13 protein-coding genes and 1 pseudogene are annotated in these 17,665 nt (G+C 38.1%); 12 read left to right on the forward strand and 2 right to left on the reverse strand.

Annotated elements, in window-relative coordinates:
- Positions 1-4 precede the first annotated feature (4 nt).
- Positions 5-1,601, forward strand: a pseudogene (locus tag FG382_RS11900) (DEAD/DEAH box helicase).
- On the forward strand, positions 1,549-2,331 hold the full coding sequence (locus tag FG382_RS11905; protein WP_142539095.1) for a YqhG family protein: 783 nt from the start codon (positions 1,549-1,551) through the stop codon (positions 2,329-2,331). The pseudogene FG382_RS11900 and the gene FG382_RS11905 overlap by 53 nt, the downstream one beginning before the upstream one ends.
- Before the next feature lie 365 nt (positions 2,332-2,696).
- Here FG382_RS11905 and FG382_RS11910 read toward each other — a convergent pair whose 3' ends face one another.
- A complete protein-coding gene (locus tag FG382_RS11910) occupies positions 2,697-3,254 on the reverse strand; it encodes a GbsR/MarR family transcriptional regulator (RefSeq protein WP_142539096.1) in 558 nt (185 codons plus the stop codon).
- 352 nt (positions 3,255-3,606) lie between these two features.
- On the opposite strand from FG382_RS11910, the gene FG382_RS11915 reads away from it, so the two are divergent.
- Genes FG382_RS11915 through FG382_RS11925 form a run of 3 tightly spaced genes read left to right on the forward strand, consistent with a single transcriptional unit; the run spans position 3,607 to position 6,615 of the window.
- Entirely contained in the window at positions 3,607-4,860 is a 1,254-nt protein-coding gene (locus FG382_RS11915) for a quaternary amine ABC transporter ATP-binding protein (RefSeq protein ID WP_142539097.1), read from the forward strand.
- 1 nt (position 4,861) lies between these two features.
- Positions 4,862-5,719 carry an ABC transporter permease gene (locus FG382_RS11920; protein ID WP_142539098.1) on the forward strand — a complete coding sequence of 286 codons (858 nt, stop codon included), beginning with the start codon at positions 4,862-4,864 and terminating at the stop codon, positions 5,717-5,719.
- Complete coding sequence (locus tag FG382_RS11925) at positions 5,716-6,615, forward strand: glycine betaine ABC transporter substrate-binding protein (protein ID WP_142539099.1); 900 nt, start codon at positions 5,716-5,718, stop codon at positions 6,613-6,615. Before FG382_RS11920 ends, FG382_RS11925 begins: the two co-directional genes overlap by 4 nt.
- Before the next feature lie 587 nt (positions 6,616-7,202).
- Here FG382_RS11925 and FG382_RS11930 read toward each other — a convergent pair.
- Positions 7,203-8,555, reverse strand: a complete 1,353-nt coding sequence (locus FG382_RS11930; protein ID WP_142539100.1) for a uracil-xanthine permease family protein — start codon at positions 8,553-8,555, stop codon at positions 7,203-7,205.
- 328 nt (positions 8,556-8,883) lie between these two features.
- Here FG382_RS11930 and FG382_RS11935 point away from each other — a divergent pair, with 328 nt between their 5' ends.
- From FG382_RS11935 to FG382_RS11965, 7 genes are all read left to right on the forward strand, one after another.
- Positions 8,884-10,089, forward strand: coding sequence for an EAL domain-containing protein (locus tag FG382_RS11935; RefSeq protein WP_142539101.1), 1,206 nt, complete (start codon positions 8,884-8,886; stop codon positions 10,087-10,089).
- 546 nt (positions 10,090-10,635) lie between these two features.
- Positions 10,636-11,409, forward strand: coding sequence for an ABC transporter ATP-binding protein (locus tag FG382_RS11940; protein WP_142539102.1), 774 nt, complete (start codon positions 10,636-10,638; stop codon positions 11,407-11,409).
- A gap of 15 nt (positions 11,410-11,424) precedes the next feature.
- Positions 11,425-13,320 carry an AMP-binding protein gene (locus FG382_RS11945; RefSeq protein WP_142539103.1) on the forward strand — a complete coding sequence of 632 codons (1,896 nt, stop codon included), beginning with the start codon at positions 11,425-11,427 and terminating at the stop codon, positions 13,318-13,320.
- Between the two features lie 2 nt (positions 13,321-13,322).
- Entirely contained in the window at positions 13,323-14,207 is an 885-nt protein-coding gene (locus FG382_RS11950) for a branched-chain amino acid ABC transporter permease (protein WP_142539104.1), read from the forward strand.
- 4 nt (positions 14,208-14,211) lie between these two features.
- A complete protein-coding gene (locus FG382_RS11955; protein ID WP_142539105.1) occupies positions 14,212-15,273 on the forward strand; it encodes a branched-chain amino acid ABC transporter permease in 1,062 nt (353 codons plus the stop codon).
- A gap of 159 nt (positions 15,274-15,432) precedes the next feature.
- Entirely contained in the window at positions 15,433-16,656 is a 1,224-nt protein-coding gene (locus FG382_RS11960) for an ABC transporter substrate-binding protein (protein WP_373287609.1), read from the forward strand.
- Between the two features lie 42 nt (positions 16,657-16,698).
- The gene (locus FG382_RS11965; RefSeq protein ID WP_142539106.1) at positions 16,699-17,487 is read left to right on the forward strand and encodes an ABC transporter ATP-binding protein; all 789 of its coding nucleotides are present in this window, start codon (positions 16,699-16,701) and stop codon (positions 17,485-17,487) included.
- Positions 17,488-17,665 lie beyond the last annotated feature (178 nt).

The following is a 17,665-nucleotide window of genomic DNA, read 5'->3' on the forward strand; positions in this document are numbered from 1 at the left end:
ATTTATGATAATAGAAAGATCATCTGAATGGAAAGATGGTTTCATAAGTAGATTAGAAAACCAGAAACCATGGGATAATTGGACATTATATAAGATGAGTTACGAAGCAGTAAAAAACAATCTGATCACGGATTTTTCTGGACTCCAATCACCTAAGTATTTACCAAACTTAACACCTCTCGCACACCAATTAGAAGTGGCAGAAACGGTCATTAGTAGAATGAATGGAAAAGCAATTCTTGCAGATGAGGTGGGTCTAGGTAAAACAATTGAGGCAGGATTAATATTGAAGGAATATCTTATTCGTGGACTAGTAAAGAAAGTATTGATTTTGGCACCAGCTTCTTTGATCAATCAATGGGTTGAAGAATTGAACTATAAATTTTACATTCCTGCAATTGGCTACAGAAAGAATACCTCCATCGATTACTATGATGTAGTTGTGATGAGTATGGATACTGCCAAAAAAAGCCCTCACAAAGAACTTATATATGCACAGAATTATGACATGATTATTATTGACGAAGCACATAAACTTAAAAACCATAAAACGAAAATTTACGAGTTTGTTCAAGGCTTGAAGAAAAAGTTTTGTTTGTTATTGACAGCAACACCTATTCAAAATAATGTATTTGAACTATTTTATCTTATTTCGTTGCTTAAGCCGGGACATCTTGGTAGTTACGAAACATTTCAATCCTCGTTTTCTGCTAGTAAACATAGTCTAGAACATGATGAATACTTAAGAGAATTAGTTAATCAAGTAATGGTAAGGAATAGAAGAGAAGAGACAGGTATTGAATGGACAAGTCGTCGTGTCCAAACTATACCAATCGAATTTACGAAAGAAGAAAGAGAAGTTTATGATTTGATATTGGAACTTAAAAATGTCTCCTCAGTCTTTTCTGGTGCATTTTCGATGATTACTTTGCAAAAGGAAATGTGTAGCAGCAAAGAAGCGACCTATTTGACGTTAAATAAAATGCGGCAAAACTGTACTACTCCAGAGGAAATTGCCTTCGTTGATCATATTATTCAAAAACTAATGACATTGGAAATAAACTCGAAGGCAGAAAAAGTGTATGAGATTATCTCCCAAGCAAATGATAAGGTGATTATCTTTACGGAATATAAGGCCAGTCAAGTTTACCTGCAGTGGTACTTAAATTCTAAAGGCATAACAAGTGTACCCTTTAATGGGCAATTCAATAAGAGTAAAAGAGAATATATGAAGCATCTATTTAAAGAAAAATTCCAAGTGTTAATCGCTACTGAGTCTGGTGGGGAAGGGATAAACCTTCAGTTCTGTCATCACGTCATAAACTATGACTTGCCGTGGAATCCGATGAAGCTAGAGCAACGAATCGGACGTGTCCATCGGTTAGGACAAGAACATGATGTTCATATTTACAATTTAGCGATTGAAAATACGATTGAAAAAGATATATTGGAACTACTTTATGTTAAATTAGATGTCTTTGAAAAAGTAGTAGGAGAGCTGGACGATATACTGACAACTTTTAAAAAGACAATTTAAGGAGGATCATTATGTATCCACAACAAGTTCACGATTACTTACAAAAGTTTTTCAAGGAAAATAATTGTGAAATAGTGCAGGGTAATGAGCATTATATGACTGTTCAATTAACAGTTGATATGGACAAAAAAATTATGAATCGCCCTTTTCATTGGCAGTATATAGAGAATACAAACGGTGTACCGGACCCGGCTCAATTAACTTTAATCACAGATCAAACGAAGGTTAGTAAGAATATGAAAGGAGAGGTAGTGCATTTTGGTTCTCCTAGACTAAGTCAGATCTTTCATACAACAAGAGAGCTTGGTGCTTGCGTACAAATGTATGAACGAATATTAAATAACATGGAAACAAGACCTATATTAACTCCATGGCTAGGGGTGAATTATAAAGTATCGTATTATTGTGATCGAACGAAGGAAATGCTTTATTCATTAGGTATTAACTTAATGACTGGTGAGGTTATAAATGGTTTTCAGGAATCGATCGCTACCAAGGAGTTGGATGATCAAAAGTCAGAAAGGGCCTTTCTTTTACCTTATATTATTAAGCCTCTTCGTGCACTAGATAGATTAGATACTGTAATTGAAAATCTGATACAACAGGAAGATCACGCATGGGCAGAAGAAGCAAAAAGTAGATGGCAAAAAGATCAGGAGATTTTAGAGCACTTTTACGAAGAGGTAGAAGAAAAGCCGGAATGCTATGAGTTGGAGAAAAAAGCAATGGAAGAACAATACGGAGCAAAGATTAAAATTGACATTATAAACGGTGGATTATTTTATATAAGGTGAAACTTCAATCAGTGGGGGTTTTTCGACGCACAGGACGTGCTAGTTGGGACGTTGCGACATAGACGTCGCGCTTTTAGTCCCCGTCAGCCCCCACTGATTGTTAGTTGTGACCCACACGACGTGGGTCATACAGACGTTGCAAACGCTCTTTTATTTTGCGACGAGCTTTGCGCAGGAGCAACACGATGTTGCGTCCTTAGTCTGGGTTCATTTCATCGGGCGCATGCCACCAGTTGATCTCCCACTTATCTTTTAGCTTTTCTTTAATCTTGAAGTGGGAGTCTTGACTTGCTGTTAATGCGGGATGAAATGAAAAAAGGTACTGCTAGAAAAGTTTTCTTTTCGGCAGTACCTTTTTCGATTGTTCAGTCTTTCGAATTGTTATCTGAATCGTTCATGATTGGTACAAGGTCAAAAATCTTTTGATCTTCAAAGACATCTACCAAACGCTCGAGCCACTCATAATAATTTTTAATATATTTTAGTTTTTCAATATCGATTTGGACTTCTTCTAATAATTCCTCGCTAGCTGTTGGATCCGTTGATAATTGCTCGAGTTCAGCTAATGACTTCTTTATCGCAACTAAATGAAGGGTAACGGATCTCCGCCATTTAATCGAAAACAAATCGATAAAGCTTTGATACCAATCATCTGATACTTTATATAAATCCTTTCGAACTCCTTTTTTCCATGCGCGTTCGACTAATTTTAAATCAGACAAAGCTCTAACGGATGTACTCATGCTTGTTTTACTCATTCCAAGCTTTTCCGTCATGTCATCTAATGTTAGTGGTTCATTTTGAAAAAACATCATTCCGTACTGTCTACCTGCAGAAGGTACCAAACCGTAGAGATGTATATTTTGTGCAATTGTCTCGATAATACGTTCCCGTGCTTTTTCGAGTTTTTCGTAACCTTCCATTTACGTCTTCCCTCCACTAAAAATCAGCTTTTCTCGTTTACACTAGCTGACAAAAAATCAATTACGTCTCGGCGTAATTGTGCCCAGATTTTGAATTGCGCCATCGCAATTAACTCTCTTCAAAATCTATGACATCCGCCGGAGGCTTCATTTAAATTTTAAGGGATTTTGGGATCCCTCTAAATTTAAATTAAATGTATTATATCCATGAAAAAAAAGCAATTTATTTAAATATTTTTTATACAGTTTTTACTGTACAAACTATAAAAAAAGTTTTTACTGTTGTTTTACAAACATATTACATATATAATGATTAGGTGTTCATTTATTATGAGCAGTTAGGAGTGTGTATATGAACGAACAAAGTATCAAGAAAAAAATCGTGGTTAAAGATACTACGAAGGTTTTCGGAAAGAACATGAAGCGAGCAGTACAGCTTCTAAAAGAAGGAAAGTCAAAAGGAGATATTTTAAAAGCAACCGGCGCAACAGTAGGCGTGAAAAATGTAACTTTTGATGTGTATGATGGTGAAATTTTTGTCATCATGGGTCTATCTGGAAGCGGTAAATCCACATTAGTTCGGATGTTAAATCGTTTAATCGATCCGACCGTGGGGCAAATTTTGCTAGATGGCGAAGACATTGTGCAAATGAATAAAGAACAGTTACGAGAAGTGAGACGAAAAAAAATAGGCATGGTTTTTCAAAATTTTGCTCTTTTTCCACATAAGACAATTGTTGAGAATACCGAATATGGTTTGGAAATCCAAGGAGTCCCAAAAGATCAGCGCCGAAAAAAAGCGGTCGAATCATTAAAGCTTGTTGGTCTTGCTGGATATGAAGATCAATACCCGAACCAACTGAGCGGTGGAATGCAACAACGTGTGGGACTTGCAAGGGCACTAGCCAATGATCCAGATATACTACTAATGGATGAAGCATTCAGTGCACTAGATCCCCTTATTCGGAAAGATATGCAAAATGAACTCCTGCAGCTTCATAGCGATATGGGTAAAACATTTATTTTCATCACCCATGATTTAGATGAAGCCCTTCGCATTGGAGACCGTATCGCACTTATGAAAGACGGAGAAATTGTGCAAATTGGTACACCAGAAGAGATATTGATGAGCCCTTCAAATGAATACGTAGAACGCTTCGTTGAAGACGTCGACTTAGCGAAAGTATTAACGGCGGGACACATTATGAAACAAGCAGATACAGTACAGGTAGACAGAGGACCTCGCGTTGCCCTTCGTTTAATGAAACAACTCGGAATTTCTTCTATTTATGTGGTAGATAAAAGTAATCGTTTAATGGGAGCAGTAACTGCACAGGATGCGGTAGCGGCTTCAGAAACAGATAAGTCACTCGAAGAAGTATTAATCTCTAATCTTCCAATGATTTCGCCAGATACTGTGTTGACTGAGCTTTTTGATGTAGTATCCACTGCATCGATTCCTGTAGCAGTTATTAGTGAAGATCGAAAGCTGCTAGGGATTATTATTCGCGGGGCACTGATTGGTGCTTTATCAGGTGATAATCAGTTTATCAATAATGATGGAATAATCGAGCCAGCGGACCAAATGAATACGGAGGTAGTATAAGATGAATGAATTATTACCTAGACTTCCGTTTGCAGATTGGATTGATAACGGCGTCGATTGGCTCGTTTCTACATTCGGTTCTGTGTTAGATGGAATTGCAAATGTACTAGGTGGGGTTGTTGAAGGAGCGGTAACAGTTCTGGATATGGTTCCATCGATTTTACTAGCGATCATCTTTGCTTTAATCGCTTATTTTATTTCTACTCGAAAAATAGCCTTATTTACATTAATTGGTCTTTTGTTCATTGATTACTTAGGTTATTGGTATCCAATGCTTCAAATGTTGGCCCTCGTATTGACCTCGGTATTTCTTGCTGTAGTAATTGGTATTCCAATTGGTATTTGGGGCTCGCAAAAGGAAAGTGTTCGTAAGGTGGTCAATCCGCTACTAGACTTAATGCAAACGATGCCTGCATTCGTTTACTTAATACCGGCGATTTTCTTCTTTAATATTGGGGTTGTTCCGGGAGTGGTAGCTTCGGTCATTTTTGCAATGCCTCCAACGATTCGTTTAACTATGTTAGGGATCGAACAGGTTCCGAAAGATTTAATAGAAGCAACAGAAGCATTTGGTTCTACTGCTGGGCAGCGCCTTATGAAAATACAAATTCCACTTGCTAAACCAACGATCATGGCCGGCGTCAATCAAAGCATCATGCTTGCCCTATCGATGGTTGTTATTGCATCGATGGTTGGTGCACCAGGACTTGGGGAAGAAGTTTATCGATCCGTGACACAATTGAAAACCGGAGTAGGGGTCGAAACTGGTGTTTCTATCGTTATTGTTGCCATTATTTTAGATCGTATTACGCAACAAGCGGGAGTTAGAAAGAAAAAAATAGGGGGAAAATTATCATGAATTTAGCTAAAAAGATTACAGGATTAGGAGCAATCGCTCTACTATCACTAGGGCTTGCAGCGTGTGGTTCAGATGAGAATAATAGTTCCACTTCAGAAGCTGGTTCAGTCGGAGAATCGGTCAATTATAAAATAACCGGTATTGATCCAGGTGCCGGAATTATGGAAGCAACTGAACGTGCTATAACTGATTATGAATTAGATAAATGGGATTTAGTATCTGGTTCTGGAGCTGCAATGACTGCTGCTTTGAAAAAAGCGTATGATGCAGAGAAACCTATAATTATTACGGGGTGGACGCCACACTGGAAGTTTGCAAAATACGATTTGAAATATCTTGAAGATCCAAAAGGTTCGTATGGTGGAGAAGAAGAAATTCATACAATTGGTCGAACTGGACTACAAGAAGATTTACCAGAAGCTCACCAAATCTTATCAAACTTTAGCTGGTCTGAAGAGGATATGGGTGAAATTATGATTGCCATCCAAGAAGGTGAAAAACCAGAAGTTGCAGCCCAAAATTGGGTAGATGCAAATGCAGATAAAATTGCTGTATGGACAGATGGTGTGGAAAAAGTGAATGGTGATGCAATCAAGCTTGCATATGTTGCATGGGATAGTGAAATTGCCAGCACAAATGTGATGAAAATCGTCTTAGAAGATATGGGCTATAAAGTAACAACAGTACAAGTAGAAGCAGGTCCTATGTGGACTGCAGTTGCCGATGGTAGTGCAGATGCATCACTTGCGGGATGGTTACCTTTAACTCACGCAACTTATGCAGAGAAGTTCGATGGAAAGTTTGAAGATCTTGGTGCTAGTATGACGGGTGTAAAAATAGGTTTAGTTGTCCCGTCTTATATGGACATTACATCTATTGAAGACTTACAAGAATAAAAGTGTATATGAAAAGGCTCATCATTCGTAATAGGTGATGAGCTTTTTTGAATTAAAGACAGTATAGGGAAACTGCGAGATAAGATACTAAGATGTCCGCCATGATTTCCGCTCCAGGCGGACGCTTTCCGTGGGGCGAGCGGTGAGCCTCCTCCTCCGCTAACGCTACGTGCGGGGTCTCACCTGTCTCGTTAATCTCACAGGAGTCGTCGCCTTGCACTCCAATCAATAGAACCTACTAATAATCACTAAAAAGTAAGTCTTATTCAATTAATCATAGGTTTTCCCTATAGAAAAAACAATATAGTACTAGATCTTGTGCATTATGACTTAGTAATTAGCAAACTTTACTGGATTGTAGCGAAAGGGTGGCGACTCCAGCGGGAACAGCACGAGCTGAAAACCCCGCAGGAGCGTGAGCGACGAGGAGATTGAAGCCGTGCCCGCGGAAAGCGTCCACCCTGTAGCGAAAATCAAGGCGGATACCTAATAAAGCCTTACCGCGCAGTTTCCCTATAATGTACGTCATTCTATTCACAGCTTCTACTTGCTAGATCGAATCAGAGACAGGCACATTGGTCTTTTTCTTACTTTAGACTCGGTAATAATTTATTCAATATAATTGCAACGATGGCAGCAGTTGCAACGGGTGAGTTAAATAAATATTGTAATGTAGTAGGTAAAGCGTATAAGAAATCATCAGGAATGAATGTTAAAGCTAATGTCAAAATCATTGGCACAGCGATGACATACATTTCTTTTTCACCGATATGCTCATTTTTCATCACTTTCATTCCACTAATAGCAATGACGCCGCATATGATGACGAAAACGCCACCGATTACGGCAGATGGAATGGACGATATTAGGGCAGATAATTTACTTGAAAAACCAAATAATACAAACCAGACACCAGCTACAACAAAAACAATTCGGCTAGCAACACCGGTAATGGAAATGATTCCAGCATTCGTTGAATAACCAGTTACAGGAGTCGTACCCAATAACGAAGCTACTAGACAGCCAATCCCCTCACCGATAACTCCACGATTAATGTTTTGATCGGTTAATGGTTTGTCTATTACATTACTTACCGCAAACCACGTGCCAGTTGTTTCTGCCATTAACACAACGTAAATAATAATCATTGTAATAATCGCTGATGGGTTAAAAGAAAAACTAAAATCGATAAAAGGAATTTGGGGAAGACTAAACCATTTTGCTTCTGCAACAGCAGATAAATCCAATACTCCCATAAAACTAGCCGCTATACACCCGACGATTAGCGAGATAATAACCGAAGCAATACGGAAAATGCGACCATTATTTTGAAACAAAGAACCTAACATCACACATAGAATAAGCATAGTACCTGAGATAAGTGCTAAATACACATTTTGGGTAACAGTAGCACCAACCGCATTATAAATATTATCATTTAAGGCAACAGGCATTAAGGACAGGCCGACTACAAAAATGATGGTACCCCCAACAATTGGAGGTACAAAAGATCTAATCAATTTATGAAAGATGCCAGTAAATCCTAAAATAATTACTAGAACAGCGGCAATTAAGCTAGCACCTAAAACCGTACTCCATCCATTTATTCCACCACCACTAGCAGCGTATATACCTACGATAGCCCCGATTGGAATAAAAGAAGGCCCTTGAGCAACAGGTAGTTTCATACAGAAATAGGTTTGTACAATGGTTGCAATCCCAGCAGCTATAAAGGTAGATTGTATTAAAGCTGTTGATTGACCAGCTTGTAGGGAAATCAGCATGGCGATAATAAAAGGAACTACATATACGTCCATAGCTAATACATGTTGTAAACCGAGTAAAATAGACTGCCCACGTGAGACTTTTTCGTCGGGTCCAACCGTTAAGTGTGGATGGTTCCTTTTTTCTTCCGTTTGTTTGTTTATTGGTACTACCATTCCTAGTGAACACTCCTAAACATTCGTATTTGTTTAATATATTTGATATTATAGAGTAATATAAAACAAATTTCTACACCAAACACGAACTATATTTATATTTATTTTAAATAAAGTTTGTGTTTTATGGTGTTGCGAAACGTTCGGAATTAAATTTTATTATTACAATCATGATTTCAATGGAATTTTAGTTCAACTATTGATTCGTTTGAAATTGGGTCATAATTTGTAAATGAAATTACATACAATTCGATTGCAAGTTGTATTTCATTGGAATAACATGAAAAGAAGGAAAAAGTCGTTTGAAGTTTTAAGGGGGAATACGAAAATGGATGCAATAGAAGTACTAACGAATTTAGATCAACTAAAAGTGTGTTTTCAACCAATTTTTAGTGCGGATGAGCATATAGTTATTGCATATGAAATCTCTGGTAAACTTATTGTTGACGATAAAGAGGTGAATTTGAATTCATTTGCCTTTGATGAGGATATTCCGGAAGAGTACCGTGTGGAAGTGACACATAAAATTTGGGATCTTGCTCTTTCTCGATTAGAAGAGGAAGCGAAAGACTTTGATATTTATTTGCCGTGTAATGCCAATTTACTTGTGCTTGACTATGGAGAAAGTTATTTTGATATCATTAAAAAATATATAACAGAAGATGAACTAAAACGCATAGTGGTCGTCCTATCGGAGCACGACTTTAAAGGTGCATTTAAAGAACTAAATAATGTACTTCGATATTTTCGAACATACGGGATAAAAATAGCTATAAACCAGGTTGGTTCAGAAAGTCATCTAGATTATATTAATATGCTATCTCCTAATATCCTGAAGTTGAATATAGCAAAGTTGAGCTATGAGTCATGGGGTGTAGAAAATGATTTGTTCACCTCCCTTAGTACAATGGCACGTAGAATTGGTGCAAATATGTTATTTGAAGGCATTGATAGTGTACACCAGCTTCAATTTGCTTGGAAAAACGGTGGTCGCTATTATCAAGGGAAGTATTTAGCGGATGTAAATACAGCAATGATTCCACGCGATCAGTTGAAAGAAAGCTTTAAAGAAAAATGTAAGCAATTCATATCGGCAGAAAAACGGCTTCTTGAAGAAAACTACAAGGAGTTAAAAAACTTACAGAGTATACTAGAAAAGTCCATACACCTGTTAAAGCCGACAAGTGATGATACAAAACAGCTTCTTGCACTTGCCGAAGCGTTAGATGATTATTCCTTCCGTCTTTATATTTGCGATGAAGAAGGTTTTCAAACATCTCCTAATATTATGCGTGTTAATGACAAGTGGAATATACAAAAAGAAGCGATTAATAAAAATTGGAGTTGGCGTCCATACTTTTTGAAAACGATTATTACTATGCGCAATAATCAAAGTGGAGTTTTTTCTGATGTGTATAGCGACATCGACACTGGAGAAATGACCCGTACTTTTTCAGTGCCCATTAATGCGAATGGCTATTTATTTATTGATATTTCTTATGAATACTTATTTAAGCATAATATTTTTAGGTAAAATAATATATGTTTTAATTGGTCCAAAGAACTTAGGTGAACGTGATGAGTTCTTCGGATTTTTATATGCGGAGGGATGCGACTTTGTCATATTCTTTCGCATTTTTTGATGAGTGAAGTAGTCGTCCGTCTCTCTAAAAAGTATGTCTAAGAGAGCCTAAATAGAGAAGTTAAAATAATATATCTTCATTCTTATAAAAAGTTTCTTATGCTGAAAGAGATATGAATGAAGAAGTTCTTGTCGAAAGTTGAATAACCTTAGTAACTCTGTTTATGACTAATCGTCATAGATGGAGTTTTTTTTCGTTGAAGTAATGGGGGAATGTGAGAGTATCCCATCATACGTAATCCATTTAGTTTATTTTATTGTAATTATATTGAAAAATATATGCTTTATTTCGCTTCGCTTTACTGTACATATTAATGTAATTATCGACAAAATACTAGTTCTTAAGTTCCATAAATTACGTTGACAAAGCTAACGCTCCTGAAGTAGTATTCAGAATATATAAAAAATTATAACAGTTAGTTTGAAAGGGGAATCCTAGTGGAGCCTATTCTAGAGATAGAAGCCGTGTCTTTACAATTCGGTGGAGTAAAAGCATTAGATGACGTCACCTATCATATAAAAAAGGGAGAGATCTTCTCGCTTATTGGTCCTAACGGGGCAGGGAAAACAAGTATGCTCAACTGTATCAGCGGTTTATATCAACCAACTAGTGGTTCCATCCGTTATAAAGGACAGGAAATAGTAAACATGAAGCCTTATCATCGGACAACGCTTGGAATTGCACGAGCTTTTCAAAATATAGCATTGTTTGCTCATATGTCGGTATTAGACAATTTAAAGTTAGGTAGACATACATTGATGAACTCAGGTGCAATAAGCGGGGGATTGTATGTGGGCAAAGCAGCGAAGGAAGAAATTGAACATCGAAGAAAAGTAGAAGAAGTCATTGAGTTTCTAGAACTGCAAGATATACGACATACGCCCGTTGGAACGCTCCCATACGGATTACAAAAAAGAGTGGAAGTAGGCAGAGCGCTAGCACTCGGACCGGAGTTAATACTATTAGATGAACCAATGGCCGGGATGAACAATGCAGAAAAAGATTTGATGGCCCGTTTCATACTTGATATGCATGAGGTGATGGATATAACGGTTGTACTGATCGAGCATGATTTAGGGATCGTCATGAATTTATCTGATCATATTGCAGTTTTAGATTTTGGAAAACGTATCGGATTTGGTACTCCGGAAGAAATACAGAAAAACCCGGATGTCATTCGAGCTTACATTGGGGAAGAAACCGTTATTTAGAAAGGTGGAACAAAAATGGGGTCAAAAAAAACATTACCTAATCTTTTAGCGGAACGTGGATTTAAACACGAACAAGAGGTTGCACTCAGGCAAAAACACCTGGGAATCTGGAACGAAATCACTTGGGGTGACTATTTAAAAAAAGTAGAACAATTAGCTATTTCACTTGCTAATAGATTAGCTTTCAAAAGCGGTGAAAAACTTGCCATCATAGGGGAAAATCGACCACAGTGGCTCTATTCACAAATGGCAGCCCAAAGTTTAGGAGGCATATCGGTTGGCATTTATCAAGAGTCCCTTCCAGAGCAGATTGTCTATTATTTAAATGATTGTCAGGCACGTATCGTTGTAGTGGAAGATCAGGAGCAAGTAGATAAATTGCTTGAAATCGAAGAGGAGATTCCGCTGGTTGAACATATTATTTATTACAACAAACAGGGAATGCGACATTACAGACATTCAAAGCTAATAGATTTGGAGGAACTATTAGATCAAGGAATCAATTTAATAGAGGAAATTCCACACTTTTTTCAAGATAAACTAGCGCAGATACTTGGAGATGATTATGCAATGATTGCATACAGTGCTGCGACAACTGGCAAATCAAAAGGGGTGTTACTTACACATGATAGTTTAATAGAGGCTGCTAAAAATCTTACGCTGGTCGACAAGATGGAAAATAGAGAGGATTACTTTTCTTTTTTGCCGCTATCTTGGATTCATGAGCAAGTGATAAGTAGCGTTATCCCGTTAACAACCGGAATCGTTATAAATTTTCCGGAAAAGCCACATACGGTTATTGGTGATTTACGTGAGATAGGGCCTAAAACACTACTAGCACCGCCAAGAGTTTACCAAAAAATCATGTCTGATTTTACGATCAGAATGGAAGGAGCAAGTTGGTTTAAGAAAAAAGTCTACCAAACCTTTAAAAAGTTTGGAGACAAAATGGCACAATCGAAGCTAAACAAACAAACACTTTCAAGCGGGGAAAAATTCATGTATCAACTTGGAGATGTCCTTATTTTTAGTGCAATCCGAGATCATCTTGGTTTATCTAGGATTAAAAGGGCGTACATTGCGGGAGCTGCACTTGAAGCAGAAGCTTTTTATTTCTTTCATAGTATTGGAGTGAATGTAAAACAAACGTATGGAGGGACAGAACTAGCTGGTATTGCCTTTGTTCAGCATGATAACGATATTAATGTGGAAAGTGCGGGTGTTCCTCTACCTGGAACTGAGGTAAGAATTGGAGAGGATGGAGCTATTTATGTAAGAAACTCCTCTATTTCTACAGAGTATTTACATGAAAAAGATAACGAAACAATTAGCGACGGTTGGGTTACTCTAGGGGATTGTGGGCGCTTAGGAACAGATGGACATCTTTATATGCTTGACCGCAGAGAAGATATTATAAAAGACCAAAATGGTAAACTTATCTATCCGAGAATCGTAGAAAGTAAATTGAAAACAAGTCCCTATATCCAAGAAGCTGTCTGCTTTGGCAAGGAAAAGCCGTACATGACCGCTATTTTGAATATCGACATGAATAGTGTAGGTCGCTGGGCGGATAAAAACAGAATTGTTTATACCGAGTATTCGGATTTAGCAAGAAATGCCCAAGTGGTAGAGTTTATCGAACAACAAGTTACTGAGTTAATGGGTCAAATACCAGCTTATGCACGGGTAAAAAGATTTACTATTTTACACAAACAGTTTACTGCTGATGATGGTGAGCTTACCCGTACATTAAAGGTGAGAAGGAAGTTCATCGAGGATAAGTACCAGATGCTTATAAATGGTATGTATTCAGAAACTCAAAAAGTGACGATGACTAATTTTGAAAAAGAATCTATAGGGGAGATTAGTTTACAGGTCATTCAATTGAACATGAAACAGGGGGTGGCATAAACATGACATTTTTTCTTCAAATGCTCGTAACAGGAGTGGTAGTCGGAAGTATATATGGACTTGTCGCATTAGGATTTGTCCTAATTTACAGAGCAAGCGGAGCCTTGAATTTGGCGAATGGCGAATTCGTTATAATCGGACCTTATATCTGCTTGATCTTAATGACGGCTTATAAAATTCCATTCATCTATGCACTACTTATAACGCTTATTTTCAGCGCTGTTCTCGGATTAGTTGTCGAGAGACTGGTTATCAGGCCTATACAAAATGCACCGGTTGTATCGGTCATCATGGCCACCATAGGCTTATCGAGCTTACTAGGTGGTGCGGTGCATATGATTTGGGGACATCAGACGCGTACATTTCCACCGGTGTTTCCACAAACCCCTATTAATATTGCGGGAGTAATTATTTCTCCTGTTTATCTTTGGTCATTTATAGTAGTAGTCCTGTTGCTTGTCATTTTTTCACTCTTCTTCAAGTTCTCTAAAATGGGAATTGCGATGAGAGCAGTTGCAGATGATCGTCAAGCTGCATTGTCCATGGGGATGAGTGTGAAATACGTTTATGCTGCAACTTGGACGATTGCAGCGGTTGTGGCTGCAGTTGGTGGAGTGCTTCTTGGTAACATAAATGGTCTAAGTCCTACCATGTCTGCAATTGGCTTAACGGTTTTACCAGTCGTTATTTTAGGAGGTCTGGATAGCGTTCTAGGAGCAATTGTTGGAGGATTTATCATTGGGGTTGTTCAAAACTTAGCTGGAGGATATTTGGATCCTCTCGTAGGAGGAGGCCTAAAGGATGTAGTTCCTTTTATCATTGTGCTTCTTATATTGATGTTAAAACCACATGGATTATTTGGTAGTCGAAGAATCGAGAGGGTGTGATGGAGTGCGTAATTTATTTGTAAGGGAAAGTGGGAATTATAAAACTTCCTATAGCGACGATATGAAGTTGTTTGGTACTACGGGAGCTAAAGTCAAAGCCCTACTCATTGTACTTATCGTGCTCGCACTGCCTCTGTTGGTGTCCAATTATTGGATAGGACTGCTCACCTTATGTGCAATTGCATCTGTCGGGGCAATCGGGCTTAATATTTTGACTGGTTTAACGGGACAAATATCGATTGGGGTAGGAGCCTTTCTAGGGGTGGGAGGTTATACTTCGGCAATATTGACGTCCACTTATGGTTTAAGCTTTTGGATTGCGTTGCCAATTGCAGGAATTGTAACGGCCCTAATAGGGGGTCTATTTGGGATTCCTTCCTTACGCTTGAAAGGCTTGTACTTAGCAATTGCCACACTGGCTGCTCAAGTAATTATACTTTTCGTTATTAGCAGATGGGATAGTGTAACAGGCGGAACTGCAGGAATGGTCCTGAACCGACCGTCAATTGGGGAGTTTTCTTTATCCAGTAATACAGGTTATTACTATTTATGTGCAATTATTCTTCTATTAACTATATTGTATGCCACAAATTTGATAAGAACACGAACTGGTAGAGCTTTTTTAGCGGTCCGAGATCGAGATATTGCAGCACAAATAATGGGGATTAATCTCTTCCAATATAAAGTAATGGCATTTGCTATCAGTTCCTTTTTTGTCGGAATAGCAGGTGCGTTATTAGCGCATTACACGATGATTGTTAGCCCAGAGCTTTATAGTTTTCATGTATCGATCGAATATTTGGCTATGATTTTAATCGGGGGCTTAGGAAGTATATTTGGTTCCATTTTAGGAGCTATTTTTATCACGCTTTTGCCGGTAAGTTTAAGCTCCATCATCGATGTTTTAGCTGCCTTTGCACCAGATTTGTACCAGCTCCTTTCTGCTTTTAAAGATTTTGTATTTGGTGCAGTAATTATTTTGTTTTTAATATTTGAACCAGGGGGATTAGCTCATATTTGGCTCAATATGAAGAAGTACTTTAGATTATGGCCATTTTCCTATTAATAATAAAAGGTTTTAACTTCATTCAGCAAATAATAACTGCTGAATAAAGTTAAAGCCTCCGGCGGATGCCACAGATTTTTAGAGGAATTTCTCGAGCAAGCTCGAGAAAATCTGGGCGCAAATACGCCGAGGCGAATTTGATAAAAAAGGGGGATATTCGTGAAAATGAGAAAAAGTAAATTTACGAGTTTGATAATGGGGATAATATTCGTTTTATTGCTTGGGGCATGTTCGGATGAAAAAGTAGCGGTAAACGGAGAAGTAAAAGAAGGTGGGAGAACGGTTAAAATTGGTGGGCTTTATGATATTACTGGAGGAACTGGTGATGTAGGAACTCCTTATGCGGAAGGAGAACAAGCCTATTTCAAGTATTTAAAAAGCAAAGGTGGAGTAGATGGCCTATCCATTGAGTTGACGGGGAAAGACTATGCATATGAAATTCCACAAGCCCAAAAAATTTATCAGGAACTTCGTGATAAGGAAGAGGTTTCCGCTGTTCTTGGTTGGGGAACTGGTGACACGGAAGCTTTGCGTCAACAAGTGGCTAGTGATAAACTTCCATTCTTTTCTGCTTCCTACTCAGAAAACCTAAAAAGTCTCGAGGAAAGTCCGTATAATTTCTTGGCTGCTGCATCTTACTCAGACCAAGGGCGCTCTGTTTTGAAATGGATCAAAGATAATCATAAAGGTTCAGATCCAACAGTCGCACTTTTATATAATGATACTGCATTTGGCCGTTCACCGATTGAAGATATTAAAGCATACGGTGAAGAAATAGGTGTGAAAATCGTAGATGAGCAAATCGTTGATGTACAAGCTACGGAAGCTCAGTCACAACTGCTCAATATGCAAAAGAAAAATCCTGATTATGCAATTATTCAAGAAACATGGGGGGCAACAGCGACTATTTTAAGAGATGCTAATACACTTGGAATCGAAACACAATTTATCGGTTTGAACTGGGCATCTGGTGAAGGGGTAATTGACATTGTTGGAGCTGACGTTGCAGAAGGCTATATAGGAATTCTTTCACATGCGATGCCGTCAGAGGATCTTCCAGGAATGGCTGAAATAAAAGAGTATTTAGATGCAGAAGGAAAGACGTTTGAAGATATAAACCAGAAATTCATTCAAGGATGGACCACTGCCAAAATCCTAGTAGCGGGAATTCAAGAAGCGGCTAAAAAACATCCGGAAGGAGATTTAACTGGGGAAGAAATTCGTTCAGGACTGGAATCTTTAAAGGATTTAGATCTTGGTGGTTTAGGAGCTCCTGTTAGCTTTAGTGCAGATAGCCATACAGGTACTGAACAGACACGCCTTGGTATTGTTAAAGGTGGTAAATGGGAGCCGTTAACAGATTATTTCAGCCACAACGATTAATAAATGCTTACAAATAACTGAATTTGTGGAGAGGAGAATAAGATGCTCCATGTAAATAATGTCGAAGCGGTCTATTCGAAAATCATATTAGCCTTAAAGGGAATGTCGCTTCACGTACCAGAGGGAAAAATTGTTGCATTGTTAGGTAGCAATGGAGCAGGTAAGTCGACAACCTTAAAGTCAATTTCTGGTCTACTGTCTGGTGAGGGGGGGCAAATCACAGCTGGTACAATCGAGTTTCAAGGGAAAAAACTGAACAATATTACGCCAGATGTAATTGTAAAGAATGGCATATTCCTTTGTATGGAGGGGAGGCATGTATTTAGAGATTTAACAGTCGAAGAAAATTTAATGGCGGGGGCCTATTCACGGAAGGATCGGACTAATATTAAAGCAGATATGGAAAAGATATTTGTCTATTTTCCTAAACTAAAGGCTTTACGCTCAAGAAAAGCAGGTTACTTATCCGGTGGAGAGCAACAAATGCTTGCTATTGGCAGGGGGATTATGGCAAAACCAAAACTATTATTGTTGGATGAACCGTCCTTGGGGATTGCACCGCTACTTGTGAAAGAAATTTTTCAAATCATCAAACGGATCAATGAGGAAGAGGGAACTTCCATGCTGGTTGTGGAGCAGAATGCTAATGTTGCCCTTTCCATTGCCGATTATGGATATATTATGGAGAACGGTAGAGTTGTCATGCAAGGAAAGGCGGACTATCTATTATCCAATGAAGAGGTTCGTGAACATTATTTAGGGATAGGAAAGGAGGAAAAAAACTATAAAGAGAATAAAGTATATAGACGACGTCAACGGGTAGTATGGTAATTGCATTGTGTCAATGAGCTGACCATATTAATAGAATAGAACCTCCTTATCGTCCTCTATTTGATGTCGATAAGGAGTTTTTTTAGTAAGTGTCATAAATTTTGTCATATAATTGAAATCTCCTTCTCATCATTTTGCAATAGTATTGACATCTTCAAATGTTAAACTAAGTGTCGTT

It is taken from the genome of Psychrobacillus lasiicapitis (genome assembly GCF_006861795.1).
Taxonomy (GTDB): domain Bacteria; phylum Bacillota; class Bacilli; order Bacillales_A; family Planococcaceae; genus Psychrobacillus; species Psychrobacillus lasiicapitis.

Bases quoted from the DNA above. Each gene is read 5' to 3' on its own strand.
- FG382_RS11910 (WP_142539096.1), bottom strand. From the start codon at position 3,254: ATGGAAGGTTACGAAAAACTCGAAAAAGCACGGGAACGTATTATCGAG.
- FG382_RS11905 (WP_142539095.1), top strand. From the start codon at position 1,549: ATGTATCCACAACAAGTTCACGATTACTTACAAAAGTTTTTCAAGGAA.
- FG382_RS11915 (WP_142539097.1), top strand. From the start codon at position 3,607: ATGAACGAACAAAGTATCAAGAAAAAAATCGTGGTTAAAGATACTACG.
- FG382_RS11925 (WP_142539099.1), top strand. From the start codon at position 5,716: ATGAATTTAGCTAAAAAGATTACAGGATTAGGAGCAATCGCTCTACTA.
- FG382_RS11920 (WP_142539098.1), top strand. From the start codon at position 4,862: ATGAATGAATTATTACCTAGACTTCCGTTTGCAGATTGGATTGATAAC.
- FG382_RS11965 (WP_142539106.1), top strand. From the start codon at position 16,699: ATGCTCCATGTAAATAATGTCGAAGCGGTCTATTCGAAAATCATATTA.
- FG382_RS11945 (WP_142539103.1), top strand. From the start codon at position 11,425: ATGGGGTCAAAAAAAACATTACCTAATCTTTTAGCGGAACGTGGATTT.
- FG382_RS11930 (WP_142539100.1), bottom strand. From the start codon at position 8,555: ATGGTAGTACCAATAAACAAACAAACGGAAGAAAAAAGGAACCATCCA.
- FG382_RS11950 (WP_142539104.1), top strand. From the start codon at position 13,323: ATGACATTTTTTCTTCAAATGCTCGTAACAGGAGTGGTAGTCGGAAGT.
- FG382_RS11935 (WP_142539101.1), top strand. From the start codon at position 8,884: ATGGATGCAATAGAAGTACTAACGAATTTAGATCAACTAAAAGTGTGT.